The following is a 26,168-nucleotide window of genomic DNA, read 5'->3' on the forward strand; positions in this document are numbered from 1 at the left end:
CGGAGGACCGTCTCCGGGGCGCCCGCCCGTGTGTGGGGCTCCCGGGAGCCCGGTGCTCAGAACCCGGCGATCGGGTTCTTCAGGGTGCCGATCAGCTGGAGCGCGCCCGACGGGTCCGCCAGGTCCACCATCTGCCGGTTGTCCCGCAGCTGGAGCCGGTTGAGACAGGACAGCGCGAACTCGGGGGCGAACAGGTCGTACTGCCGGAACCTGTCCTCCAGTTCGGGCGTCGCCTCCTGATAGGCACGCACCGACTCGGCGACCGTGCGCCAGAAGTCGTCCTCGTCGAGGAGGCCCTCGGCCGCCAACTGCGCCGCCAGGAAGCGGAAGTAGCAGTCGAAGACGTCCGTGAAGACGGACAGCAGCTTCTGGTCCTCGGGGACCTCGACACGGATGCGCTCGACCGCGGGCGGCAGCACCGCCTGCGGGTCCAGCACCGCGATCTCCTCGGCGATGTCCTTGTAGACCGCCCGCCGCACCGCCCCGTCCTCCAGCACCAGGATGACGTTCTCGCCGTGCGGCATGTAGACGAGGTCGTACGCGTAGAAGCTGTGCAGCAGCGGAGTGAGGTAGGCGCGCAGGTAGTCGCGCAGCCACTCCACCGGTGTCTGCCCCGACCGCTCGATCAGCGCGCCCGCGAAGGACGCGCCCTCGTGGTCGACGTGCACGAGGGACGCCATCGTGGCGAGGCTCTCGCCCTCCTGGAGCGAGGACACCGGGCTCTCGCGCCACAGCGCGGCCAGCATCTTGCGGTACGGGGAGTACCGGTCGGTGGCGGCCTCGTACTCCAGATGCCGGTAGCCGACGGCGGCCCGCTCGCGGATGATCGACAGACCCGTCGACTTCAGCACCGGGTCGTTCTCGATGAGCTGCGCCAGCCAGTCGTTGATGGCCGGGGTCGCCTCCATGTACGCCGCGGACAGACCGCGCATGAAGCCCATGTTGATGACGCTCAGCGCCGTCTTCACATAGTACTTCTCGGGGTGCGACGTGTTGAAGAACGTCCGGATCGACTGCTGCGCGAGGTACTCGTCGTCGCCCTCGCCGAGGCAGACCAGGTGGCGCTGGGCGACCTCGGCGGCGAAGGTCACGGACAGCTTGTTCCACCACTGCCAGGGGTGGACGGGGATGAGCAGGTAGTCCTCCGGGTCGAGCCCCTGCGCGGACAGCGTGCCGGCGAACCGCTCGACCGTCTCCGCGCCCAGCTCGTCCCGCACGAACGACTCGTACGCGATGCCGACACCGGCCGTGAACGCGGCCCGCGAGCGGTGCGCGGCCAGCCACACCAGCCGGACCGGGCTCGCGGTCTCGGGGGCGTAGGCGAGGTACTCGTGCACCCCGAAGCCGAGCCGCCCGTTGTTGGCGACGAAGCAGGGGTGGCCCTCGGTCATGCCGGTCTCGATGGCCTGGAAGCCGGCGCCCGCCAGCTCACGGACCGGGATCTGCGGCTTGGTGAGCTTGAAGCAGGTACCGGAGAGCGTGGAGGAGATCTCCTCCAGGTAGACCGGCAGGATCTCGTCGCTCAGCCCCAGCGACTCCTTCAGCTCGATGAAGAAGTCCAGCGCGGCCAGCGGGAGTTCGGCGCCGTCGCGGTGCCGGGTGATGGACTCGGCGTCCACCTGCCAGTGGTCCAGCGCGCGCCGGACGGCCGTGTAGCGGTAGCGGGTCTGTCCGTCGTCGCCGCGGACCTCGTACCGGCCGTCCGGCAGCAGCTCCGGGGTGATCAGCCGCTCGTGGGCGAACTCGGCGAGCGCCTTGCGGACGAGGAGGCGGTTGGCGGTGGCCCAGCGCTCGGGGGAGAGGTGGGCGACGCTGTCGGCGAGGGTCATGCCGCCACCGCCTTCTCGAACCGCTCCCGGGTGCAGAAGCTCAGCAGCGCCTTCTTCTCCGGCTTCTGGATCTCCCGCTCCGGCACGAAGCCGACGGCCTCGTTCAGCGCGTGCACCGCCTTGTTGCCCACGTCGGGCTCCACGACGACCCGGCGGGTGGCCGGGTCGGCGAACAGGTCCTCCATCACCGCGGTGATGACGGCACGCGTGAAGCCGTGCACGGGGGTGTCGCTCGGCGCGACCAGGAAGTGCATGCCGACGTCACCGGGTTCGGGCTCGTACAGGCCGACGAGTTCGATGTACCGCGGGTCGTAGCGCTCCATCAGGAAGACGGGCTCGCCGTCCAGCAGACCGAGGTACGCGTGGTGGTGCTCGCTGGCCGCTATGGCGCTGTACTCGCGCTCCACGTCGTGCAGTTTCGCCTCCTGCATCATCCAGAAGGCGGCCTTCGGATGCGTCACCCAGCGGTGCAGCAGCGGGGCGTCCCCGACGGGGTCGAGGGGACGGATGTGGAACGTGCCGATGGCGGTGCGGGTGGGGGTGGTCATACGGAGAACTCCTGGAACGCGATGGTCTTCTCGACCGGGTAGTACTCGGTGCCGAGCAGTTCTCGGATGATGTACGCGTTGCGGTACGCGCCCATGCCGAGGTCGGGCGAGGTGATCGAGTGGGTGTGGACGCCCGCGTTCTGCAGGAAGATCCCGCGTCCCGTGGTGTCGATGGCGTAGTTGCGGGCCACGTCGAAGTTGCCCTGGGTGTCGTAGCGCAGCCGGTCGCGGACCGGGGCGAGGAACGCCGGCTCCGTGTAGCGGTAGCCCGTGGCGAGGATCAGGCCCTCGGAGTGCAGCTCGTAGTCCTTGACCTGCTCCTGCTGGCGCAGGCCCAGCGTGTACGTGCCGTTCTCGTGGCGCACCGACTCCAGCGCGGAGTTGGTGAGGAGCCGCGCGGGGACCGGGCCGCCGAGGTTCTTCTGGTAGAGCAGGTCGAAGATCTCGTTGATCAGGTCGCCGTCGATGCCCTTGAACAGGCCCTTCTGCTCGGCCTGGAGACGGTAGCGGGTCGGCTCGGGCAGCGCGTGGAAGTAGTCGATGTACTCCGGGGAGGTCATCTCCAGGGTGAGCTTGGTGTATTCGAGCGGGAAGAAGCGCGGCGAGCGGGTCACCCAGTTCAGCCGGTAGCCGTGCACGTCGATCTCGCCCAGCAGGTCGAGGAAGATCTCCGCGGCCGACTGGCCGCTGCCGACCAGGGTGATCGACTCCTTGGCCTGGAGCTCCGCCTTGTTCTGCAGGTAGCGGGAGTTGTGGATGTAGTCGCCGCCGAGGCCCGCGCAGGCCTCCGGTACGTAGGGCTGGGTGCCGGTGCCGAGGACCAGGTGCCGGGCGCGGTACACCTCGCCGGCCTCCGTCCGCACGACGTACACCTCGTCCTCGTACGTCACCTCGGCGACCGTCGTCCCGAAGCGGACGCTGCTCAGCTTGTTCGCGGCCCAGCGGCAGTAGTCGTCGTACTCGACGCGCAGCGGGTAGAAGTTCTCGCGGATGTAGAACGAGTACAGGCGGCCCGATTCCTTCAGGTAGCTGAGGAAGGAGTACGGGGACGTCGGGTCGGCGAGGGTGACCAGGTCCGACATGAACGGGGTCTGGAGGTGCGCGCCCTCCAGGAACATCCCGGAGTGCCACTCGAAGTTCGGCTTCGACTCCAGGAAGACGCCGTCGAGTTCGGCGATCGGTTCGGTCAGGCAGGCGAGGCCGAGGTTGAAGGGCCCGAGCCCGATCCCCACGAAGTCGTGGGTCTTTTCCGTGGTGTCAGCAAGCGCGGTCAAGGGAGTCTCCCAGGTACTGCTCGGCGTGGCCGGCGATCAGGTCGAGGACGGCGGCGATGTCGTCCACCGTCGTCTCGGGGTTGAGCAACGTGAACTTCAGGTAGTGGCGTCCGCCGACCTTGGTGCCCGCGACGACGGCGTCACCGGAGGCGAACAGGGCCTTGCGGGCGTACAGGTTGGCGCGGTCGATCTCGGCCGGGTCGGTGACGCCGGACGGGATGACGCGGAAGACGAGGGTGGAGAGCGAGGGTTCGACCACGACGTCGAAGCGCGGGTCGGCGGCGAGCAGTTCCCAGCCCCGCGCGGCCAGGTCGCAGACCTCGTCGAAGAGTTCGCCGATGCCGTCGGCGCCCATCACCCGCAGCGTCATCCACAGCTTGAGGGCGTCGAAGCGGCGGGTGGTCTGGAGGGACTTGTCGACCTGGTTGGGGATGCGCTCCTCGACCATCCGGCGCGGGTTGAGGTACTCCGCGTGGTAGGTCGCGTGCCGCAGGGTGGCCACGTCGCGGACCAGCAGGGCCGAGGAACTCACGGGCTGGAAGAAGGACTTGTGGTAGTCGACGGTGACGGAGTCGGCGCGCTCGATGCCGTCGATGCGGCCGCGGTTCTTCAGCGAGGCGAGCAGCCCGCAGCCGTAGGCCGCGTCCACGTGCATCCAGGTCCCGAACTGCGAGCAGAGTTCGGCGACTTCGGGCAGGGGGTCGATGGAGCCGAAGTCGGTGGTGCCGGCGGTGGCGACGACGGCCATGGGGACGAGGCCGTTCTCCTTGCAGCGCTCCAGCTCCCGGGCGAGGGCGAGCGTCTGCATGCGCTTGTCGTGGTCGACGGGGATCGAGACGACGGCGTCGGGGCCGAGGCCGAGGAGTTTGGCGGACTTCCTGACGCTGAAGTGGCTCACCTCGGAGGCGAAGATCCGCAGGTCGGCGAGGTGGTCCGACTTGGCCTCCTCGCGGGCCAGGAGAAGCGCCTGGAGGTTGGACTGGCTGCCGCCGCTGGTGAACACGCCGTCGGCGGAGGGGCCGAAGCCGATGCGCTCGTTCGTCCAGTCGATGAGCTTGCGCTCGATGAGGGTGCCGCCGGCCGACTGGTCCCAGGTGTCCAGGGAGGAGTTGACGGCGGAGAGCACGGCTTCGCCGAGCACGGCCGGGATGACGACCGGGCAGTTGAGGTGGGCGAGGTAGCGGGGGTGGTGGAAGTAGATCGCGTCCTGGAGGTAGACCTCCTCCAGTTCGTCGAGGACGGCCGTCGTGTCGTGGAGCGGCTTGTCGAGGTCGATCCCCTCGATGCGGGGAGTGAGGTCGTCGACCGTGACACCCGTGAACGGGCGGGTGGTGGTGGCGAGTTTGGCCGCCACCCGCTCGACGCCTTCGGTCACGGAGCGGCGATACCGGTCCGCGGTGGTGTCGTTGAGCAGGTGCGAGCGCATGTGGGGGTCCTCCGTGCGGGGGAGAGTCCGAGCGGGACAGGAGAAAGGGCGGGTCGCGACGTTCGACTTAGGTTAGCCTAACCTAAGTCGATCACGCGTTCCGCCCGGTCCCGCTCCCGCCCGGCGTGACATACGCCTCGTGCGAGTCGCCGAAGAGCCGTCTTGTCGTGCGGTCAACTACTCCCCGCTGTCTCGCAGTTGTTCCTCCGTCAGTCCCTCTCGCCAGTAGCCGACGAAGGTGACCCGGCGGCGGTCGACGCCCCGCTCGCGCACGAGATGTCTGCGCAGTTCCTTCACACGGCCGGACTCTCCGGCTATCCAGGCGTACGGCGCCCCGGCGGCCGGGAGCCGGGCGGCCCGCACCGCGTCGAGGCCCATGGAGGCCTCCGCCCCGACGTGTCCGTCCCGTACGAGCCAGGTGATCTCGGCGTCGGCCGCCGTCACCGGTTCCTGGATGTCCTCGGTGTGCTGGACCTCCAGCCAGGCCCGCACGCGCAGTCCCGCCGGGAGCGATTCGAGGATGGCGCAGGCGGCGGGCAGGGCCGTCTCGTCGCCCCAGAGGACCACCAGGTCGGTGTCGGCCGGCGGCCGGAAGCGGATGGCCCGGTTGTCCGCGAGGGCGGGACCGAGCAGGGCGACCCGGTCGCCGGTGCGCGCGCCGGAGGCCCAGCGTGAGGCGGGCCCCGCGGGGACGGCGGCGCCCGGTTCCGTGCCGTGCAGCACGAAGTCGATGTCGATCTCCGTGGGCCCGCCGGGCTCGCGGCGCAGCGAGCGCAGGGTGTACGAGCGCATCACGGCCCGGACGTCGTCGGGGAGTTCACGCCATCCCTGCCACCAGCCCTCTCCGAGCTCGACCGGCACGGCCGGCTCGCTCTGGCCGGGGTGCGGCAGGAAGAGGGACAGGGACTGGTCGCGCCCGTCGGAGTGGAACGCCTCCAGGTCGGGCCCGCCGAAGGTCACCCGGACCAGAGACGGACCGAGCCGCCTCGTCGTTACGACCCGGAGGGAGAAGAAACGGAACGGGGCGGCTACGGCCGTCGTCATGCATGCTCCTGAGAGATCGTCAGGGGGTCACGGTCGGCGGGTGACGCCGGGGTGTCAGGCGACCTTCTTGGCGTTCTCGATGGCCTCGGCGAGCTTGTCGAGGATCGGGGTGCACTTGTCGTACGACAGGATCGGCTCGGGGGTGCGCGCGATGACCTGGCCGGCCTTGACGGCGGGCAGCTTCTTCCAGGTGGCCTCGGTGATGTCGGCCGGCTGGATGGTCGAGGTGCGGTCGTCCATGATGATGACGTCGGCCGGGTACTTGTCGACGTTCTCCCAGCTCAGGTTCTCGAACCAGCCGCCGCTGGCCTTCAGGGCCTTGGCGGAGGGCTCGACGATGTTCACGCCGAGCGCCTTGAAGTACTCCAGGTCGATGGAGAGGTTGGAGCCGGAGACGTAGAAGATGTCCTGGCTCGCGCTGCCCGCGAGGACCTTGATCTCCGGGCGGGCCTTGGCGGCCTTGCGCAGCCGCTCGGCGGCCGTCTCGAACTTCTTCTTCGCCTCGACGATCTTCGCGGACTTCACGTCGGCGCCGAGCGACTCGGCCAGGGCGAGCATCCGCTGGAGAGGCTGCGGCATCTGCACGTCGAAGACGGAGAGGCCGACGCTCGGGGCGAGCTTGAGGATCTTGTCCTTGGACTCCTCGGGGACGTACCAGAGGGTGCCCGCGGCGTCGAACATGGTGGAGATCAGGACGTCGGGAGCCAGGCCCGCGTACTTCTCGATGTTGAACTGGCCCCACTCGTTGCCGAGGACGGTCAGCTTGCTGACGTCCATGTCGCCGGCCTGGACGTCGGCCTTGCCGTCCTTGGTCGTCGTCGGGCCGAAGACACCCTTGACCTCGATGCCGTAGTCGAAGAGGGCGGCGGCGACACCGGTGAAGGCGACGATGTTCGCCGGGGTCTTGTCCAGCTTCACCGTCGTGCCGCGGTCGTCCTTGAACGTCCACGGGCCGGACTTGGCGGCCTTCGCCGCGTCCGAGCCACCGTTCTTCGAGGCGTCGTCGTCGCCACAGGCGGCGAGGACGGCGCCGAGGCCGAGGGCGCCGCCCGCGGCGAGGATGCCGCGACGGGTGAGGTGGGTGGCACGGGCGTTGGACATGAGTGTGACTGCTTTCGGCACGGGGCGGCGAAACGCCCGCCGGACAAGTTCGAAGGTAGGTTAGCCTAACCTCATCAACTGTCCAGCGGGCGGGGTGCCTCGCGGGGGGACGTAACGGGCGGAACGTCACGGACCGCCCGGGTCGCGGGGCTGCCGAGCCCCGGAGGTCCGGAGGTCAGCCCGTGAGCCCCAACTCCCGGGCGATCAGCATGCGCTGGACCTCGCTGGTGCCCTCGCCGATCTCCAGGATCTTGGAGTCGCGCCACATGCGGGCCACCGGGTACTCGTTCATGAAGCCGTAGCCGCCGTGGACCTGGGTGGCGTCCCGGGCGTTGTCGACGGCGATCGTGGAGGAGTACAGCTTGGCGATCGCCGCCTCCTTCTTGAACGGCTCACCCGCGACGAGGCGGGACGCGGCGTCGCGCCAGCCGACGCGGGCCATGTGGGCCTTCATCTCCATGTCGGCGATCTTGAACTGGATCGCCTGGTTGGCGCCGATCGGCCGCCCGAACGCATGCCGCTCCTTGGCGTAGCGCACCGACTCGTCCACGCAGCCCTGCGCGAGCCCGGTGGCCAGCGCGGCGATGGCGATGCGGCCCTCGTCCAGGATGCGCAGGAACTGGGCGTAGCCGCGGCCCTCTTCACCGAGCAGGTTCGCCGCGGGGACGCGCACGTCGGCGAAGGACAGCTCGCGGGTGTCCGAGGCGTTCCAGCCGACCTTCGAGTACGGGGCCGCGACCGTGAAGCCCGGGGTGCCGGAGGGGACGATGATCGCGGAGATCAGCGGCTTCCCGTCGGGCTTGCGGCCGGTGACCGCGGTGACCGTCACCAGGCCGGTGATGTCCGTACCGGAGTTGGTGATGAAGCACTTGCTGCCGTTGATGACCCACTCGTCGGTGTCGGGGTCGAGCCGCGCCGTCGTCCGGGTCGCGCCCGCGTCCGAGCCGCCGTCCGGCTCCGTCAGGCCGAACGCGCCGAGGATCTCGCCGGAGCAGAGCCGGGGCAGCCACTCGGCCTTCTGGGCGTCCGTGCCGAACAGGTGGATCGGCATGGCGCCCAGCGAGACGCCCGCCTCCAGGGTGATGGCCACGGACGAGTCGACCCGGGCCAGCTCCTCCAGGGCGACACCGAGGGCGAGGTAGTCGCCGCCCATGCCGCCGTACCCCTCCGGGAACGGCAGGCCGAACAGGCCCATGCGGCCCATCTCCCGCACGATCTCGTACGGGAACTCGTGCCGCTCGTAGAGGTCGCCGATCTTGGGGGCGACGACGTCGTGCGCGAACTCCTCCACCGTGCGGCGGAGCTCCTCGAGTTCGGGGGAGAGGCGGTGGTCCAGCGACATGGGGATCACTCCTGGTGGGACTGAGTCGAGTTACCGAGCGCTTTGACGGTGCGGGAGGGGCTGGGTCGGCCCAGTCGTCCGGCCATCCACACGCTGGTGGCGGTGAGGCGGCCGAGGTCGACCCCGGTGTCGATACCGAGGCCCTGGAGCATCCACACGAGGTCCTCGGTGGCGAGGTTGCCGGTCGCGGACTTCGCGTACGGGCAGCCGCCGAGGCCGCCCGCGGAGGCGTCGACGGTGCTGACGCCGTGCTGGAGGGCGGCCAGGGTGTTGGACAGTGCCTGGCCGTAGGTGTCGTGGAAGTGCACGCCGATCGCGCTGGTCGGCACGCCCCCCGCGTTCAACTCGGCCAGCAGCGACCCCACATGGCCGGGGGTGGCCACGCCGATCGTGTCGCCGAGGCTCAGCTCGTCGGCGCCCATGTCCATGAGCGCCTTGCAGACCCGGACGACCTGATGGACCGGGACCGGCCCCTCCCACGGGTCGCCGAAGCACATCGAGACGTAGGCGCGGACCGTGAGCCGGCCGTCCTTCGCGCGGCGCACCACGGGCTCGAACATGGCGAGCGCCTCGTCGAGGCCGCGGTTCAGATTGGCCCGGGCGAAGGACTCCGTCGCACTGGCGAAGACGGCGACGTGCCGGGCGCCGAGCGCGAGCGCCCGGTCCAGTCCGCGTTCGTTCGGCACGAGGACGGGGAGTGCCACCGGCAGTTCGGACACCTGGGGGAACAGCTGCTCGGCGTCGGCCAGTTGGGGAACCCACTTGGGGTGCACGAAGCTGGTCGCCTCGATGGTGGTCAGTCCCGCGCCGGCGAGGCGGCGGATGAACTCCGCCTTGACCTCGGTGGGCACGGTCGCCTTCTCGTTCTGCAGACCGTCGCGTGCGCCGACCTCGTAGATCCGCACCCGGGCGGGCAGGTCCTCGGCCGGTACGGCCATCGGCAGGCCCAGTTCGGACGTGCTCATGCTGTCTCCGCCTCCTCGGCCGGGGTGACGACCGCGAGGACCTGGTCCATCGCGACGGTGGTGCCCGGCGTGACGTCCAGCTCGCTGACCGTGCCGGCGTGCGGGGCGGAGATGACGTGCTCCATCTTCATCGCCTCGACCACCAGCAGGCTCTGTCCGGCGGTCACCTCGTCGCCGACGGCGACCTTCACGACGGTCACCGTGCCCGGCATCGGGGCGGTCAGCGAGTCGGCCCCGGCGTGCGCGGCGCCGGTCAGCGAGGCGGCCACCGGGTCGTGGTCGCGGACGTGCCAGGCGTCGCCGTCGCGGCCGATCCAGTCGCCGGCGCGGTGGAAGGTGTGGCGCACCCCGTCGAGGGTCACCGCCACCTGTCCCGCACCGACCGTGTGGGTGCCGCGCGGGGTGTAGGCGACGGGGTCGAGGACCCGCAGCGAGAACGTGGCCGGCTTCGGCGTGCCGCCCAGCCGCCAGCCGGTGGGCACGGAGAACGGGTCGGTCCAGCCGTCGCCCGCCGGGGTCAGCCCGTCGAGCCGCACGGCGGCGGCCGCCTCGTACACCTCATCCGGCACTCCGTCCGGGACCAGGCCGGCCGCCTCGCGCTCGACCAGTCCGGTGTCCAGGTCGCCGGCCACCACGTCCGGGTGGGCCAGCAGCCGGCGCAGGAAGCCCGCGTTGGTCTGGACGCCGAGGGTGACCGTGTCGGCGAGCGCGGCCCGCAGGCGGCGCAGCGCCGTCGGCCGGTCGGGGCCGTACGCGATGACCTTCGAGAGCATCGGGTCGTAGAGGCTGCCCACCTCGGTGCCCTCCGACAGGCCCGAGTCGGTGCGCACCCCGTCGCCCTGGGGCTCGCGCAGCGCGAGCACCGTGCCGCCGGAGGGGAGGAAGCCGCGCGCGGGGTCCTCGGCGCAGATCCGCGCCTCCACGGCGTGCCCGGTGAGGGTGATGTCGTCCTGCCCGTAGGGGAGCGGCTCACCGGCGGCGACCCGCAGCTGCCACTCGACGAGGTCGAGGCCGGTGACCAGTTCGGTGACCGGGTGCTCCACCTGGAGGCGGGTGTTCATCTCCATGAAGTAGTACGACGAGGCGTCGCCGCCCGGGACGATGAACTCGACCGTGCCCGCGCCGCGGTAGCCGCAGGAGCGGGCCGCCTGGACGGCCGCCTCGCCCATCGCGGCCCGGGTGGCGGGGTCGAGGAACACGCTGGGCGCCTCCTCGATGATCTTCTGGTGGCGGCGCTGCAGCGAGCACTCCCGCTCGCCCAGGTGCACCACGTGGCCGTGTCCGTCCGCGAGGACCTGGATCTCGATGTGCCGGGGACGGTCGACCCAGCGCTCCACGAGGAGGGTGTCGTCGCCGAAGGAGGCGCGTGCCTCGCGGCGGGCGGCGGCGATCTCCTCGGCGAGGACGGCGGCGTCGCGGACCAGGCGCATGCCCTTGCCGCCACCGCCCGCGCTCGGCTTCAGGAGCACCGGCACGCCGATCTCGCGGGCGGCCTCGATCAGTTCGTCGTCGGTCAGACCGCTGCCGGAGGAGCCGGGGACGACCGGGACCCCGGCCTTCTTCACGGTCTCCTTGGCGCGGATCTTGTCGCCCATGAGCGAGATCGCCTCGGGGGACGGCCCGATGAACACGAGTCCTGCGTCCGCGCAGGCCTGCGCGAAGGCGGCGTTCTCGGCGAGGAAGCCGTACCCCGGGTGGACGGCCTGGGCGCCGGTCCGGGCCGCCGCCTCCAGCAGCCGCTCCACCGACAGATAGCTCTCGGACGCGGGCGCGGGCCCGATCCGTACGGCCGTGTCGGCCTCGCGGACGTGCCGCGCGTCGGCGTCGGCGTCCGAGAAGACGGCCACCGAGCGCACGCTGAGCGCGCGCAGCGTGCGGATGACGCGTACGGCGATCTCGCCCCGGTTGGCCACAAGCACCGTGTCGAACATGGGTCCCCTCACATCCGGAAGACGCCGAACTGGGGGTCACCCAGGGGCGCGTTGGCACAGGCGGTCAGGGCGAGTCCCAGGACCTGCCGGGTCTCCATCGGGTCGATCACTCCGTCGTCCCAGAGGCGGGCCGTGGCGTAGTAGGCGTTCCCCTGCTGTTCGTACTGCCGGCGGATCGGCGCCTTGAAGTCCTCCTCGTCCGCGGCCGGCCACGACTCGCCGCGTCCCTCCAGCTGGTCGCGCTTGACCGTCGCGAGGACCGAAGCGGCCTGCTCGCCGCCCATCACGGAGATCTTCGCGCCGGGCCACATCCACAGGAAGCGCGGCGAGTACGCCCGGCCGCACATCGAGTAGTTGCCCGCTCCGTACGACCCGCCGATCACGACGGTCAGCTTCGGCACGCGGGTGCAGGCGACGGCCGTCACCATCTTGGCGCCGTGCTTGGCGATGCCACCGGCCTCGTACTGCCGGCCGACCATGAAGCCCGAGATGTTCTGGAGGAACACCAGCGGGATGCCGCGCTGGTCGCACAGCTCGATGAAGTGGGCGCCCTTCTGGGCCGACTCGGAGAAGAGGATGCCGTTGTTCGCGACGATGCCGACCGGGTGGCCGTGGATCCGGGCGAACCCGGTGACCAGGGTCTGCCCGAACTCGGCCTTGAACTCGGCGAAGCGGGAACCGTCCACCACGCGCGCGATGACCTCGCGCACGTCGTACGGGGTGCGGGAGTCGACCGGCACCGCGCCGTACAGCCCGAACGGGTCCACCTTGGGCTCGACCGACTGCTCCACCGACCAGGGCAGCCCCCCGCGCGCGGGGAGGGTGGCCGCGATGTTCCGGACGATCCGCAGGGCGTGCGCGTCGTCCTCCGCGAGGTGGTCGGTGACGCCCGACACGCGGGAGTGGACCTCGCCGCCGCCCAGCTCCTCGGCCGTGACGACCTCGCCGGTGGCGGCCTTCACCAGCGGCGGACCGCCGAGGAAGATCGTGCCCTGACCGCGGACGATCACCGCCTCGTCGCTCATCGCCGGGACGTACGCCCCGCCCGCCGTGCAGGAGCCGAGGACGGCGGCGATCTGCGGGATGCCCGCCCCGGACATCCGCGCCTGGTTGTAGAAGATCCGCCCGAAGTGGTCGCGGTCGGGGAACACCTCGTCCTGCATCGGCAGGAAGGCACCCCCGGAGTCCACGAGGTAGATGCACGGCAGGCGGTTCTCCAGCGCGACCTCCTGGGCGCGCAGGTGCTTCTTCACCGTCATCGGGTAGTACGTGCCGCCCTTGACCGTGGCGTCGTTGGCGACGATCACGCACTCCCGGCCGCTGACCCGGCCGATCCCCGCGACGACGCCGGCGGCCGGGGCCGCCCCGTCGTACATCCCGTCGGCGGCGAGCGGCGCCAGCTCCAGGAAGGGCGAGCCGGGGTCGAGGAGGGTGTCCACGCGGTCGCGGGGCAGCAGCTTTCCGCGCGCGGTGTGCCGGGCGCGCGCCTTCTCGCCGCCGCCGAGCCGCGCCGCGGCCAGCTTGTGGCGCAGCTCCTCGCCCAGCGCGCGGTGCGCGGCCTCGTTGGCCCGCCAGGCCTCCGACGCGGGATCGGCCGCGCTCGTCAGCTCCGGTGCCTCGTGCATCCTGCGGTCCCCTCACCAGGTGGTCGACCAGTTAATGAGCGTTAACGCATTTCCTTCAGGTTAACGACCGCTAACCTCCCTGTCTAGAATCACTTGTATGGCCACGAGAACCGACGCCCCCACCCGCCGCGAGCAGATCCTCAAGGAGGCGGCCCGGCTCTTCGCCGAGCGCGGCTTCCACGGCGTGGGCGTGGACGAGATAGGGGCGGCGGTCGGCATCAGCGGCCCCGGGCTGTACCGGCACTTCCCGGGCAAGGACGCGATGCTCGCCGAACTGCTGGTCGGGATCAGCGGCCAGCTCCTCACGGGCGGCAAGCGCCGGGTGGCCGAGGCGGAGGGGGGCGCCGGGGCGCTGCTCGACTCGCTCATCGAGGGCCACATCGACTTCGCGCTCGACGACCGCCCCCTGATCACCCTGCACGACCGTGAGCTGGACCGCCTGCGGGACAGCGACCGCAAGCTCGTGCGCCAGCTCCAGCGGCAGTACGTCGAGCTGTGGGTGGAGGTGGTCCGCGAGGTGTACCCGGAGCTGGCCGAGCCCGCCGCCCGGTCGGCCGTGCACTCGGTCTTCGGTCTGCTGAACTCCACCCCGCACCTCGGGCGCCCCGGCGCCCTGCCCGGGCGTGCCGTGACGGCGGAGCTGCTGCACCGGATGGCCCGGGGCGCCTTCGGGGCGGCGGCGGTGGCCCCCGGCGCGTGACGAGCGTCTCGGGCGGTGGCCCCTGGACGTCTGTCGTGACCGGCGGGTAACGTGGTATCTGAGCAAGCGCTTAGACATGACCCAGGTATTCAGGTGGAGGTGGCGGCGGTGCGCCGTACTGTGTTCAACGAGGACCACGAGGCGTTCCGGGAGACCCTGCGCGCCTTCATCGAGGCCGAGGTCGTCCCGGTCTACGACGAGTGGTTCGCCGCCGGCCAGGCGCCGCGCGACTTCTACCTCAAGCTCGCCGAGCTCGGCATCTTCGGCATCCGTGTCGACGAGGAGTTCGGCGGCGCCGGCATCGACTCGTACAAGTTCGAAGCCGTGATGTACGAGGAGACCGCGCGCGCCGGTGTCCAGTTCGGCGGCTCGGGCGTGCACGTGCTGCTCGGCCTGCCCTACATCAAGATGCTCGCCACCGACGAGCAGAAGAAGCGCTTCCTGCCGAAGTTCGTCACCGGCGAGGAGATGTGGGCCCTCGCGATGACCGAGCCGGGCACCGGCTCCGACCTCGCGGGCATGAAGACCACCGCCAAGCTCTCCGAGGACGGCACGCACTACGTCCTCAACGGCTCCAAGACCTTCATCACCGGCGGCGTGCACGCCGACCGTGTGATCGTCTGCGCGCGCACCTCCGCGCCCACCGCCGACGACCGCCGCTTCGGCATCTCGCTGTTCGCCGTGGACACCAAGTCCGAGGGCTACTCCATCGGCCGCAAGCTCGACAAGCTCGGCCTGAAGACCTCCGACACCGCCGAGCTGGCGTTCGTCGACGTGAAGGTGCCCGTCGAGGACCTGCTCGGCGAGGAGAACAAGGGCTTCCACTACCTGGGCCACAACCTCGCCTCCGAGCGCTGGGGCATCGCCTTCGGCGCCTACGCGCAGGCCAAGGCCGCCGTCCGGTTCGCCAAGGAGTACGTCCAAGAGCGCACGGTCTTCGGCAAGCCCGTCGCCTCCTTCCAGAACACCAAGTTCGAGCTGGCCGCCTGCCAGGCCGAGGTGGACGCGGCCGAGGCCGTCGCCGACCGCGCCCTGGAGGCCCTCGACGCGGGCGAGCTGACCCCCGCCGAAGCCGCCAGCGCCAAGCTGTTCTGCACCGAGGTCGCGCACCGCGTCATCGACCGCTGCCTCCAGCTGCACGGCGGCTACGGCTTCATGAACGAGTACCCGATCGCCCGCCTGTACGCGGACAACCGCGTCAACCGCATCTACGGCGGCACCAGCGAGATCATGAAGACGATCATCGCCAAGAACATGGGCCTGTAAGGACCGCGAAACGACTGCACGGTACAACTGCCCCATGAGCGAGGCACTTCAGTCCCTCCTCGATCTGCTCGACCTCGAGCGGATCGAGGAGGACATCTTCCGCGGCCGGTCCCGTTCGGCCGTCGTCCCCCGCGTCTTCGGCGGGCAGGTGGCGGCGCAGGCACTGGTCGCCGCCGGGCGCACGGTCCCGGGGGACCGGCACGCCCACTCCCTGCACGCCTACTTCCTGCGGGCGGGCGATCCGGGCGCGCCCATCGTCTACACCGTGGACCGCATCCGGGACGGCCGGTCCTTCACCACCCGCCGGGTGGTCGCCGTCCAGCACGGACAGCCGATCTTCCACCTCTCCGCGTCCTTCCAGACGTACGAGGAGGGCCTGGAGCACCAGGCGACGATGCCGCCGGCGCCCGACCCCGAGACGCTGCCCACGGCCGCCGAGCTGCTGCCCCGGTACGCCGACCGCTTCTCCGGCTCCGACGTCCTGGAACGCCTCCTGGAGACCCGCGAGTCCGTCGACCTGCGCTACGTCGACCCGCCGCCGTACGGCACCGTCGGCGAGCCCCGGGAACCGCGCTCCCAGGTGTGGTTCCGCACCAACGGCAAGCTCGACGGCGCCGTCGACCAGCCGCTGCTGCACGTCGTCCTCGCCACCTACGTCTCCGACATGACCCTCCTCGACTCGGTCCTCCTCGCCCACGGGCGCGGCGGCTGGGTCACCGGGGACGTCGTCGGGGCGTCCCTGGACCACGCCATGTGGTTCCACCGCCCGTTCCGCGCCGACGAATGGCTCCTGTACGACCAGGAGTCGCCGTCCGCGTCCGGCGGCCGGGGCCTCGGCCAGGCCCGCATCTACACCCGGGACGGCCGCCTCGCCATCTCGGTCATCCAGGAAGGCGTGGTCCGCGTCCCCCGGTAGGCCGTTCGCCGGTAAGACTGGGGCATGACTGAAGCAGCGCGGGACGAAGCGGCCGGTCCTGACGGCGGGGGCGAGAGCGTCGCCACGGTGATCGTCGCCGCCGTCGCCAATCTCGGGATCGCCCTCGCCAAGGCGGTCGCCGGCATCATCAGCGGATCCAGCGCGATGCTGTCGGAGGCCGCGCACTCCGTCGCCGACACCGTCACGGAGATCCTGCTGCTGACGGCCCTGAAACGCAGCGAGAAACCGGCCGACGAGGAGCATCCGCTGGGCTACGGCCCCGAGCGCTACATCTGGGCGCTGCTCGCCGCCGTCGCCACCTTCGTCGGCGGCGCCGTCTTCTCGATCTACGACGGCGTGCACACCCTGGTCGCGGGGGAGGAGCTGGGCAACCCCCTCGTCTCGTACATCGTGCTCGGCGTCGCCTTCCTGCTGGAGGGCTTCTCCCTGCGGACGGGACTGCGGCAGGCCCGCGGCGAGGCCGCCCGCGTCGACACCACGTTCAAGCACTACCTGCGGCACACGCCGGACACCGCCGTGAAGGCCGTCGTGCTGGAGGACTCGGCGGCGCTGGTCGGCCTGGTGCTCGCCGCGGGCGGCCTGCTGGGCGGCCAGCTCACCGGCTCGGGCGTCTGGGACGGCGTCGCCTCGCTCCTCATCGGCGTGCTGCTGCTCTACGTCGCCTGGGTGCTCGGCCGGTCCAACGCGGAACTGCTCATCGGACGGCCCCTGCCCAAGGCGATGCGCGAGCGGATCCGGGCGGAGCTGCTGGCGGTCGAGCACGTGGAGGCCGTCCTGGAGCTGACCACGCTCGTGCAGGGCCCGCGGGAGGCACTCGTGGCCGCCAAGGTCGACTTCCGGGACGTGTCGACGGCGGCCCAGATCGAGTGGGCCTGCGAACAGGCAGAGGACCGGCTCCGGACGGTGTTCCCCTCGGTGATCCGGGTCTACCTGGACCCGACGCCGGGGTACGCCCAGCGCCGGGCGGAGGGCCTGAACCCCTGGCCGTGACGGGACGCGGACCGCTCACCCGGGGATCCGGGCCACGCACGGGTGCCGTACGGCGTGCCGGGCGTTACGCCAGGCCGGCTTCCTTCAGCAGATACGCGGTCATCGGGTCGTAGTGGCGCGGGCTGACGACGTGGTCGTCGAGCGGGACCACGACCTGGACGGTGCCCTCCGCCTCGGCGAGGAACAGGGCCGGGTCGTTGCAGTCGGCGTAGCCGACGGAGTCCACGCCCTGCTGGCCCGCGCGGCCCGCCCAGCCGTGGTCGGCGACGACCAGGTCGGGCAGCGGGCGGCCCTCGCGCGCCAGGCCGTCGAGGATCGCGCGCATCGGCTCGCCGGAGTGGGTGTGCCACAGCGTGGCCCCGTGCTCCAGCATGGCGACGTCCGCGAACTGCATGACGTAGCCCTCGTCCGTCTGGAGGCCTTCCGGGATCACCACGATCTCGCAGCCGGCGGCGCGCAGCGCGGCGGCCGTGGCGCGGTGCACGTCGAGCAGACCGCCGGGGTGGCCGGTCGCGAACAGCACCCGCTGGCGCCCCTCGGCCGCCTTGCGCAGCCGGGCCGCGAGGCGGTCCAGACCGTCCACGGTCAGCTCGGGATCGATGGTGTCCTGCCCGTACCGGAACTCCGGGTCGTCGTTGACACCGACCCGCTCCGCCATCACCGCGAGCACGTCCTGCTCGTCGGTCCAGCGGTCGCCGAGCTCCAGGCCGAGCCACCAGTTGCGCTCGCCGTTGGCCAGCTTGCGGTAGTGGGAGAGGTTGTTCTCGCGGGGGGTGGCGACATCGCCCGCGATGCGGGTCTTCACGAGATGGTCGACAAGTTCGGCGCGGCTGGGAGTCCCGGGTATCGGCATACCCCCATTGTGCCGGTGGGTTCCGGTCGGGGGCGCGGCTGTCCCGGTCGCTGGGACGTGTGTCACTCGGGTGTGCCGGGAGGGTGCGGTGCCGGGGCCCGGTGGTCCGCGGCCGGGGCAGGGCCCGTTGTCAGTGGCGTGGTGCAGGATCGCTGCCACGGGTCGAGGGACGCCGGGAGATGTCCGAGGGACGGGGGAAGCAGTGGCGGTCACCAATGGTCGGGTGGGGGAGCACGCGTTCCTGCGCGGGATGTACGCCGACGGGTACTACCCGGACCACGTCGTCGACCGCGGCCGGGTGATCCTGCTCGGCCTGTGCGAGCGGATCGAGGCGGAGCGGCCCGCGGACCTCGCCGCGCTGTACGTGCTCACCCACGCGGCGACCGAGGAGTTCAACGCGCTCCAGGACGCGTTCTGGGAGGCGGACAGCGACATCGAGACGGTCGCCCGCGAGGAGATAGCGGAGGACTTCTGGTTCGTGGCCTCGGCGTACGGGTTCGCCGCCGCGGACGTGGAGGAGCTGATCGCCCCCCGGGACTGGTGAGTTCGCGGGGGCGGAGGCCGCCGGACCCCCGACGGCCCGTTCGTCACCCGGATCGGAGCGCGAACCACAACTCCATCCGCACGTCCGGATCGTCGAGGTCCGCCTCCAGCAACGCCGAGCAGCGGGCGATGCGTTGGCGGACGGTGTTGCGGTGGACGGAGAGGGCCACCGCCGTCCGGTCCCAACTGCCGTGCAGGGAGAGCCAGGCGCGCAGGGTCTCGGTCAGCGCGGGCGTCCCCGCGACGGGAGCGAGGAGGACGAGGGCGTGGGCCTCGGCGTCGCCCGCCGGGAGGAGATCGGCGAGCGCGGGGCGCTCGCCGTGCCGGACCAGGGCGGTGCGGGTCGCTCGGGCGCGGGCCAGCGCGCGGGCGGCCTGGGTGTCGGCCGCCGTCCAGGCGTCCGGGCCGGCGGGCGCGCCGACCCCGCAGGTCCAGCCGGGCTGCTCGGCGGGCACGCGGTCACCGGGGACGAGGACGCGGACCACGTCACCCTCCACGTCGACCAGCGCGGAGCCCAGAGCCGCCCCCAGCGCGGTGGCGGTGACGGCGTCCGGCGCCGGCCCTTCCCCGGTACGGCACGCGTGCACGACGGTCCACCGCTCGCCGCCGAGGAGCGGCGCCACCGCCTCGGGCGCGGCACCGAGCAGCAGCCGCACCAGCGCGGCCGACCTGGCCGCACCACTGCCGCTCTGCTGCTCCCCGGTGAGGAGGGAGAGCAGCACGGACGCGACGGAGGCGATCGTGTGGTCGCCCGGGTCGCGGCGTGGCGCGGCGACCCCGAGCACGAAGCCCTGACCGCTGCCGAGCGCGTAGGCCGCGAGATGGACACCGCCGACGGTGTCGGTGGCGGACGAGGGCCTCGGGGAAGCGGCCCCCGCCCCTTCCCACGGGCGGACGACCCCGGCCAGCTCGGCGAGGGCGGCCTCGGCGGGCGTCGCGGCGAGACGCGCGTCGGCAGCACCGGTCCCGCCGGCGGGCGGGTCAGCGGGGGTGCGGGGCGAGGGGTTCGCCGGTGAGTCGTCGAGGGCGCCGGCGGCCGTGCTCGCGCGGGTGGCCCCGGGGGTGCCGGTGGCGCCGCCCGCCGAGGTGGCCGTCGGGCCCTCCGGGGAGGCGTCCCCCGAGGCACCCCGCCCGGAGGCGCTCCCCGTCGTCGAGGCATCCGGGATCCTGCCGGTCCGGGCCAGTTCCGTGCCCTCCGGGCCGTACAGGACCGCGAGGCCGCCCACCCGCTGGGCGAGCTGGCGGAGCACGGCCGGGACCGGATCGGGGCGGGCCGCCGCTGCCGCGAGGCTCTGCTGGGCCTCCGTCACCCGCCGCAGCTCCGCGAGCCGGGCCTGCGCCATGAGCTGCCACACCGCCCGGGCGACGCCGGAGAACGTCGTCCGGGGCGGCACCTCCAGCAGTGGCAGGCCGTGGGCGTCGCAGGCCGCGACCAGCTCGGGCGGCACCCGGTAGTGCACCGGCGCCAGGCCGAAGCCGAGGGCCGCGCCACCCGCCGCCACGATCCGGGACACATAGGCGTCGAAGTACTCCCGCAGACGTCCGGCGGCGTCCCCGGCGCGCGAAGGGGCGTCCTGCCCGGCGGCCGGGTCCGGGACGTGGACCCCGGCGGTCAGCAGCAGCTCGCCGCCCAGCAGGTAGGGGTAGGGGTCGGACATCTCCGAGGTGTGCGCCCACCGGATCACGGTGCCGCTCCCGGCGGGACCGGCGATCCGCCGCAGCCCCAGGTCCTCGCGGGCGAGGAGCGCCGACAGCGCCACCGGGGGAGTCGGCGGGACGGCGGGGGCCGGGGCGACGGCGGGAGCCTGCGGGGCTGACGGTGACCGGGGGTCCGGCATGGTGGACGGTTCCTCCATCCGGCTCGGATCGAATGGATGAAACGTACACTTCGCAGTCGCTTTCCGGCCACCTAGTGTCGGTCCCGACCGGCGGCCGCGGGTACGGGCGGATGTCCCCGCGACCAGTCGCCGGCTCCCCACACCACCGCACGACACGCCACCCAGTGCCCGGAGGAGACCCATGGCCGTCGACTACACAGTGATCGTCGTCTATCTGGCCGGCATGCTGGCCATGGGCTGGTGGGGCATGCGCCGCGCCAAGTCCAAGAGCGAGTTCCTGGTCGCCGGACGGCGCCTCGGACCCGCCATGTACTCGGGCACCATGGCCGCCATCGTCCTCGGCGGCGCGTCCACCATCGGCGGCGTCGGGCTCGGCTACCAGTACGGCCTCTCCGGGGCCTGGATGGTCTTCACCATCGGACTCGGCCTGCTCGCCCTCAGCGTCTTCTTCTCCGCGCGCATCGCCCGCCTGAAGGTCTACACCGTCTCCGAGATGCTCGACCTGCGCTACGGCGGCCGGGCCGGCCTCATCTCCGGCGTCGTCATGTGGGCGTACACCCTGATGCTGGCGGTCACCTCGACCATCGCGTACGCCACGATCTTCGACGTCCTCTTCGACATGAACCGGACGCTCGCGATCATCATCGGCGGGTCGATCGTCGTCGCCTACTCGACCCTCGGCGGCATGTGGTCGATCACCCTCACCGACATGGTGCAGTTCGTCGTCAAGACCATCGGCGTGCTGCTCCTGCTGCTGCCCATCGCCGTCGTCAAGGCCGGCGGGTTCAGCGCGATGAAGGCCAAGCTGCCCACCGAGTACTTCGACCCGCTGGGCATCGGCGGCGAGACGATCTTCACCTACGTCCTCATCTACACGTTCGGCATGCTGATCGGGCAGGACATCTGGCAGCGCGTGTTCACCGCGCGCGGTGACAGGACGGCCAAGTGGGGCGGCACCGTCGCCGGCACCTACTGCCTGGTCTACGCCGTCGCCGGGGCCGTCATCGGCACCGCGGCCAAGGTCATGTACCCGAAACTGCCCAGCGCCGACACCGCCTTCGCGACCATCGTCAAGGACGAACTCCCCGTCGGAGTGCGCGGCCTGGTGCTCGCCGCCGCGCTCGCCGCCGTGATGTCCACCTCCTCCGGCGCCCTCATCGCCTGCGCCACCGTCGCCAACAACGACATCTGGTCGCGGCTGCGCGGTGCCGTGAAGCCCGGCGCCGCCGAACACGACGAGGTCAAGGGCAACCGCGTCTTCATCCTGATCATGGGCGTCGCGGCGATCGGCACGGCGATCGCGCTCAACAACGTCGTCGAGGCGCTGACCGTCGCGTACAACCTGCTCGTCGCCGGACTGCTCGTGCCGATCCTCGGCGGCCTGCTCTGGAAGCGCGGCACGGCGCAGGGCGCGCTCGCCTCCGTGGTCGTGGGCGGTCTCGCCGTCGTCGGCCTGATGGCCGGCTACGGCATCCTCGCCAACGAGCCCGTCTACTACGGGCTGCTCCTCTCCCTGGCCGCCTACGTGATCGTCTCGCTGGCCACGCCCGCGACCGACGCCGCGGTCCTGGCCGTCTGGCGCGAGCGGCTGGCCGGCCGCGGCGCCGAACCCTTGTCCGAACCGGTCCCGGTTCACCAGTAGAGTCGTACTAGTTGTACTTAGTTGTACATACGCGACGAAGCGTAGGAAAGAAGGCATCACCCCATGAGCAACGAGACGCCCCGCGGCCCCGTCGACTCGTCCCGCGTCCCGCGGTACGCCGGCCCCGCGACCTTCGCCCGGCTGCCCCGCCTCGACGAGGTCGGCACCGCCGACGTCGCCGTCGTCGGTGTGCCGTTCGACTCCGGCGTCTCGTACCGGCCGGGCGCCCGCTTCGGCGGCAACGCCATCCGCGAGGCGTCCCGGCTGCTCCGCCCCTACAACCCGGCCCAGGACGCCTCGCCGTTCGCCCTCGCCCAGGTCGCGGACGCCGGTGACATCGCGGCGAACCCGTTCAACATCAACGAGGCCGTGGAGACGGTCGAGGCCGCCGCCGACGAACTGCTCGGCACCGGCGCCCGGCTGATGACCCTGGGCGGCGACCACACCATCGCCCTGCCCCTGCTGCGCTCCGTGGCCAAGAAGCACGGCCCGGTCGCGCTGCTCCACTTCGACGCGCACCTCGACACCTGGGACACCTACTTCGGCGCCGAGTACACCCACGGCACGCCGTTCCGCCGGGCCGTCGAGGAGGGCATCCTCGACACCGAGGCGCTCTCGCACGTCGGCACCCGCGGCCCGTTGTACGGCAAGCAGGACCTCACCGACGACGAGAAGATGGGCTTCGGCATCGTCACCTCGGCGGACATCTACCGCCACGGCGCCGACGAGGTCGCCGACCAGCTCCGCCAGCGCATCGGCGACCGCCCGCTCTACATCTCCATCGACATCGACTGCCTCGACCCGGCGCACGCGCCCGGCACCGGCACCCCCGAGGCGGGCGGCATGACCTCCCGCGAGCTCCTGGAGATCCTGCGCGGACTCTCGTCCTGCAACCTGGTCTCCGCCGACGTCGTCGAGGTCGCCCCGGCCTACGACCACGCGGAGATCACCGCCGTGGCGGCGTCCCACACCGCCTACGAACTGACCACCATCATGTCCCGCCAGATCGCGGAGGCCCGGAACAAGTGACCCACGACCACGACCTGGTGCTCCGTCCGACGGCGTCGCAGACGGAGGCCGCGCTCAACCCGCCCCCCGGCCGCAACGGCGGAGACCTGGTCGTGGAGACCCTCTCCGGTCTCGGTGCGACGACCGTCTTCGGGCTGCCCGGCCAGCACGCGCTCGGCATGTTCGACGCCCTGCGCCGCTCCTCCCTCCAGTACGTCGGACTGCGCGTCGAGAACAACGCCGGGTTCGCTGCGGACGCCTACGGCCGCGTCACCGGCGAGGCCGCGCCGCTGCTGCTGTCCACCGGCCCCGGCGCGCTGACCTCGCTGGCCGCCCTCCAGGAGGCGCGGGCCGCCTCCGCGCCGGTGCTCGCCATCAGCAGCCAGATCCCCACCGCGGGCCTGGGCGGCGGACGCCACGGCTATCTGCACGAACTCCCCGACCAGCAGGCCTCGTTCCGGGGCGTGGTCAAGTCGGTCCACACGGTCCGTACGCCGTCGCAGATCCCCTCCGCGATCGCCGCGGCCTGGGAGTCGGCGCTCACGGCCCCGCACGGACCGGTGTGGGTGGAGATCCCGCAGGACGTCCTCCTCGCGGAGACCTCCCTGCCCGTGGTGACCGCGATGGACGCCACCCCCGAGGACGTCGTCCCGCGCCCCGAACTCACCGCGCTGGCCGCCCATCTGCTCTCCACGGCCGACCGCCCCGCGATCATCGCGGGCGGCGGTGTCGTGCGCGCCGACGCCTCCGGCAAACTGCGCCTGCTCGCCGAGCGGCTGAACGCGCCGGTCGTCACCACCTTCGGCGGCAAGGGCGCCTTCCCCTGGGAGCACCCGCTGTCCCTCCAGTCCTGGCTGGAGGACCGGCACACGACCGACTTCCTGGAGGACGCCGACGTCCTGCTCGTGGTGGGCTCGGGACTCGGTGAACTCTCCTCGAACTACCACACGTTCAAGCCCCGCGGCCGGGTGATCCAGATCGAGGCCGACCTCGGCAAGCTGGAGTCCAACCACCCGGCGCTCGGCATCCACGCGGACGCCCGCCTCGCGCTCTCCACGCTCCTGGAGACGGTGGAGGAACGCCCCGACGCGTCGGCGGCGGACCGGGTGACCTCGGTGCTCGCCCAGGTCGCGGACCGTATCGCCGGCCAGGAACTCACCCTGGAACAGGACGTGCTGGCGGCCGTCCGCCGCGCCCTGCCGGCCACCTCGCCGTCCTTCTGGGACATGACGATCCTGGCCTACTGGGCGTGGTCGGCCTTCGACCCGCGCGGCACCAACACCATGCACTCCGCCCAGGGCGCCGGCGGTCTCGGCTACGGCTTCCCCGCGGCGCTCGGCGCGGCCGCCGCCGACCCCTCCCGACCGGTCCTCGCGGTGTCCGGCGACGGCGGCGCGCTGTACTCCATCGCCGAGCTGGCGACGGCGAAGCAGTACGGCCTGCCCGTCACCTGGCTCATCGTCGACGACGGCGGCTACGGCATCCTGCGCGAGTACATGACGGACGCGTTCGGCCAGGCGACCGCCACCGAGCTGTCCCGCCCCGACTACGTGGCCCTCGCCGAGTCGTTCGGCGTCCCGGGCACCCTCACCAGCCCCGAGACGCTGGAGGCGGACCTGGCCGAGGCGCTGGCCGCCCCCGGCCCCTCGGTGGTCGTGCTGCCCGCCGTGCTGCGCATGTTCGCGCCGACGCACCTGGACTGACCGGGCCGGACGCGGCGGAAACACCGGAGCGCCGGGGAGTGTGCGCGACACTCCCCGGCGCTCCGTCGTGTGCCGCGGGTCAGCGCAGGGACGCGCCGAAGCGCGCCTTCACGTCGGGGGCCGCGATGGTCTTCGGGCCGAACGCGAGGGCGGACGTGGTGGTCAGGCCGGTCGTCGTGCCGCGGAGCACCCAGACCGCGCCGGCCGAGGCGTTCTCGGCGGTGGAAGAGGCGGCGAGGTCACGCCGGCCGTTGCCGTCGACGTCCAGCAGCGCGGTGGCCACGCCGAACCGGTCGTCCGTCTCGGCGACGCCGGGCATCCCGGCGGTGTCCTGGTGGAAGACCTGGGTGCCCGCGCCGGTCACGCCGGAGGCGCCGCCGTGCACGAGGGCGACCGAACCGGCGTCGGCCACACCGGCGACGTCCTCGCCGGCGATGCCGAGCGCGATGTCCGCGTAGCCGTCACCGGTGACGTCGGCGACGGAGACGGCGGAGCCGAGCTCGTCGCCCTCCTCCTGGACGCCGGGGAAGCCGGCCAGGTCCTGGTCGAAGGTCTGCACGTGGTCGGTGAGTCCGGCGGAGGAACCGTAGGCGATCCGCACCTTGTCGTTCCAGCCGTCGGCGCCGACGACGACGTCGTCGAAGCCGTCGCCGTTCACGTCGCCGACACCGGTCCCCGACGCGGTCTGGCTCACGCCGTCACCGGGGGCGTCGGTGCGCTTGAAGCCCGTCGGGCTGCCGTACAGCAGCCGGTTGCCCCAGGTCCCGTCACCGGTGTAGTACCACTGCACGATGTCGTCCCGGCCGTCGCCGTTGACGTCGCCGACCTGGCCGGAGACGACGGGACCGGTGATCGAGTCGCCGTCCTCCTCGCAGCCGCCGCCGGTGGCGCAGGTGGCGTCGTCCTCGTCGTAGCCCCACCAGGCGGACTTGTCGAGGATGTTGAGGACGGCGGCCGGCTTTCCGGCGCGCGAGACCGGGCCCTTCCACAGGGTGGCCGGGGCGCCCGCGGGGTCGTCCCCGCCGACGGACTGCGCGGAGAACAGGGCGAGGTCGGTGGTGCCGTCGCCGTCGAAGTCACCGGCCTCGGGCGCGGCGCCGTACCCGGCGATCGCGGTGCCGCCGGTGAGCCCGGAGGCGGAGCCCCACAGGACGACCGAGCCCGTCGTGCCGCCGGCGATCACGAGGTCGGTGTAGCCGTCCTTGTCCAGGTCGCCCTTGGTGAAGGCCGAGCCGAAGCGCTGGCTCGCGGTGGCGGAGCCGGGCACGCCCGCGGTGGAGCGGCTGACGATCTGCTTCTTCGCGGTGGACAGGCCGCTCGCGGAGCCGTACATGATCGCCACGTACCCGGCCTTGGCCTTGCTCGACACGGTGGCGTCCGGCGCTCCGACGACCAGGTCGGCGTAGCCGTCCTTGTTGAAGTCGTCCTGGACGGCCGCCGATCCGGTGGCCGCCTGCGCGGTCGCCCCGGTGAGGGCCCAGGCGCCGGCTCCCCCGGCCAGCAGGGCGGCGGCGGCCAGGGGCGCGGTCAGCCGCGTGGAACGGTCGCGGCGTCGTGCTCGGGACATCAGGTGCTGCCTTTCGTCGTCTTCCGGACGCGGTGG

The 26,168-nt window shown here is 71.8% G+C and carries 21 protein-coding genes; 8 read left to right on the plus strand and 13 right to left on the minus strand.

All coding sequences use genetic code 11. From position 1 onward, the window contains the following. Positions 1–56: 56 nt before the first annotated feature. From OG406_RS25445 to OG406_RS25490, 10 genes are all read right to left on the minus strand, one after another. Entirely contained in the window at positions 57–1,829 is a 1,773-nt protein-coding gene (locus tag OG406_RS25445; protein WP_329187934.1) for an IucA/IucC family protein, read from the minus strand. Beyond that, the gene (locus OG406_RS25450; protein WP_267050878.1) at positions 1,826–2,377 is read right to left on the minus strand and encodes a GNAT family N-acetyltransferase; all 552 of its coding nucleotides are present in this window, start codon (positions 2,375–2,377) and stop codon (positions 1,826–1,828) included. The genes OG406_RS25445 and OG406_RS25450 overlap by 4 nt, the downstream gene beginning before the upstream one ends. Next, positions 2,374–3,651: a lysine N(6)-hydroxylase/L-ornithine N(5)-oxygenase family protein gene (locus OG406_RS25455; RefSeq protein WP_329187937.1), complete on the minus strand. Its 1,278-nt coding sequence runs from the start codon at positions 3,649–3,651 to the stop codon at positions 2,374–2,376. The genes OG406_RS25450 and OG406_RS25455 overlap by 4 nt, the downstream gene beginning before the upstream one ends. Beyond that, a complete protein-coding gene (desA, locus tag OG406_RS25460) occupies positions 3,635–5,077 on the minus strand; it encodes a lysine decarboxylase DesA (RefSeq protein ID WP_164370619.1) in 1,443 nt (480 codons plus the stop codon). The genes OG406_RS25455 and desA overlap by 17 nt, the downstream gene beginning before the upstream one ends. A gap of 177 nt (positions 5,078–5,254) precedes the next feature. Beyond that, positions 5,255–6,121: a siderophore-interacting protein gene (locus OG406_RS25465; protein ID WP_329187939.1), complete on the minus strand. Its 867-nt coding sequence runs from the start codon at positions 6,119–6,121 to the stop codon at positions 5,255–5,257. Positions 6,122–6,175: 54 nt separating this feature from the next. After that, complete coding sequence (locus OG406_RS25470) at positions 6,176–7,222, minus strand: ABC transporter substrate-binding protein (protein WP_266848377.1); 1,047 nt, start codon at positions 7,220–7,222, stop codon at positions 6,176–6,178. 175 nt (positions 7,223–7,397) lie between these two features. After that, positions 7,398–8,558 carry an acyl-CoA dehydrogenase family protein gene (locus OG406_RS25475; protein WP_329190966.1) on the minus strand — a complete coding sequence of 387 codons (1,161 nt, stop codon included), beginning with the start codon at positions 8,556–8,558 and terminating at the stop codon, positions 7,398–7,400. Positions 8,559–8,569: 11 nt separating this feature from the next. Then, positions 8,570–9,529: a hydroxymethylglutaryl-CoA lyase gene (locus OG406_RS25480; protein ID WP_329187941.1), complete on the minus strand. Its 960-nt coding sequence runs from the start codon at positions 9,527–9,529 to the stop codon at positions 8,570–8,572. Then, positions 9,526–11,460 (minus strand): acetyl/propionyl/methylcrotonyl-CoA carboxylase subunit alpha, encoded by a 1,935-nt coding sequence (locus OG406_RS25485; protein WP_329187942.1) that lies wholly within the window; start codon positions 11,458–11,460, stop codon positions 9,526–9,528. The genes OG406_RS25480 and OG406_RS25485 overlap by 4 nt, the downstream gene beginning before the upstream one ends. An 8-nt stretch (positions 11,461–11,468) precedes the next feature. After that, positions 11,469–13,085: a carboxyl transferase domain-containing protein gene (locus tag OG406_RS25490; protein WP_329187944.1), complete on the minus strand. Its 1,617-nt coding sequence runs from the start codon at positions 13,083–13,085 to the stop codon at positions 11,469–11,471. A gap of 97 nt (positions 13,086–13,182) precedes the next feature. Here OG406_RS25490 and OG406_RS25495 point away from each other — a divergent pair, with 97 nt between their 5' ends. From OG406_RS25495 to OG406_RS25510, 4 genes are all read left to right on the plus strand, one after another. Then, positions 13,183–13,785: an SACE_7040 family transcriptional regulator gene (locus OG406_RS25495; RefSeq protein WP_164370613.1), complete on the plus strand. Its 603-nt coding sequence runs from the start codon at positions 13,183–13,185 to the stop codon at positions 13,783–13,785. A gap of 108 nt (positions 13,786–13,893) precedes the next feature. Beyond that, the gene (locus tag OG406_RS25500) at positions 13,894–15,051 is read left to right on the plus strand and encodes an acyl-CoA dehydrogenase family protein (protein ID WP_081221578.1); all 1,158 of its coding nucleotides are present in this window, start codon (positions 13,894–13,896) and stop codon (positions 15,049–15,051) included. A gap of 34 nt (positions 15,052–15,085) precedes the next feature. Then, the gene (locus OG406_RS25505) at positions 15,086–15,967 is read left to right on the plus strand and encodes an acyl-CoA thioesterase (RefSeq protein WP_329187947.1); all 882 of its coding nucleotides are present in this window, start codon (positions 15,086–15,088) and stop codon (positions 15,965–15,967) included. A gap of 24 nt (positions 15,968–15,991) precedes the next feature. Further along, a complete protein-coding gene (locus OG406_RS25510; protein ID WP_164370611.1) occupies positions 15,992–16,978 on the plus strand; it encodes a cation diffusion facilitator family transporter in 987 nt (328 codons plus the stop codon). Positions 16,979–17,042: 64 nt separating this feature from the next. On the opposite strand, the gene OG406_RS25515 is transcribed toward OG406_RS25510, so the two are convergent. Next, entirely contained in the window at positions 17,043–17,831 is a 789-nt protein-coding gene (locus tag OG406_RS25515) for a phosphatase (RefSeq protein WP_164370610.1), read from the minus strand. Positions 17,832–18,033: 202 nt separating this feature from the next. On the opposite strand from OG406_RS25515, the gene OG406_RS25520 reads away from it, so the two are divergent. Continuing rightward, positions 18,034–18,375: a DUF5713 family protein gene (locus OG406_RS25520; RefSeq protein ID WP_267050873.1), complete on the plus strand. Its 342-nt coding sequence runs from the start codon at positions 18,034–18,036 to the stop codon at positions 18,373–18,375. A 43-nt stretch (positions 18,376–18,418) separates the two neighbouring features. Here the strand turns inward: OG406_RS25520 and OG406_RS25525 are convergent, their stop codons facing one another. After that, complete coding sequence (locus tag OG406_RS25525) at positions 18,419–20,212, minus strand: PucR family transcriptional regulator (protein WP_329187949.1); 1,794 nt, start codon at positions 20,210–20,212, stop codon at positions 18,419–18,421. 181 nt (positions 20,213–20,393) lie between these two features. On the opposite strand from OG406_RS25525, the gene OG406_RS25530 reads away from it, so the two are divergent. The 3 genes from OG406_RS25530 to OG406_RS25540 all read left to right on the plus strand — a co-directional run bounded on the left by OG406_RS25530 (position 20,394) and on the right by OG406_RS25540 (position 24,565). Beyond that, on the plus strand, positions 20,394–21,854 hold the full coding sequence (locus OG406_RS25530; RefSeq protein WP_266848385.1) for a sodium:solute symporter: 1,461 nt from the start codon (positions 20,394–20,396) through the stop codon (positions 21,852–21,854). A 63-nt stretch (positions 21,855–21,917) separates the two neighbouring features. Continuing rightward, positions 21,918–22,883, plus strand: coding sequence for an agmatinase (gene speB, locus OG406_RS25535; RefSeq protein ID WP_329187950.1), 966 nt, complete (start codon positions 21,918–21,920; stop codon positions 22,881–22,883). After that, complete coding sequence (locus OG406_RS25540; protein WP_329187952.1) at positions 22,880–24,565, plus strand: thiamine pyrophosphate-binding protein; 1,686 nt, start codon at positions 22,880–22,882, stop codon at positions 24,563–24,565. The genes speB and OG406_RS25540 overlap by 4 nt, the downstream gene beginning before the upstream one ends. A 79-nt stretch (positions 24,566–24,644) precedes the next feature. On the opposite strand, the gene OG406_RS25545 is transcribed toward OG406_RS25540, so the two are convergent. Further along, positions 24,645–26,132: an FG-GAP repeat domain-containing protein gene (locus OG406_RS25545; RefSeq protein ID WP_164370605.1), complete on the minus strand. Its 1,488-nt coding sequence runs from the start codon at positions 26,130–26,132 to the stop codon at positions 24,645–24,647. Positions 26,133–26,168: the final 36 nt, after the last annotated feature.

The sequence above is a fragment of the Streptomyces sp. NBC_01428 genome (genome assembly GCF_036231965.1).
In the GTDB taxonomy this organism is placed as follows: Bacteria; Actinomycetota; Actinomycetes; order Streptomycetales; family Streptomycetaceae; genus Streptomyces.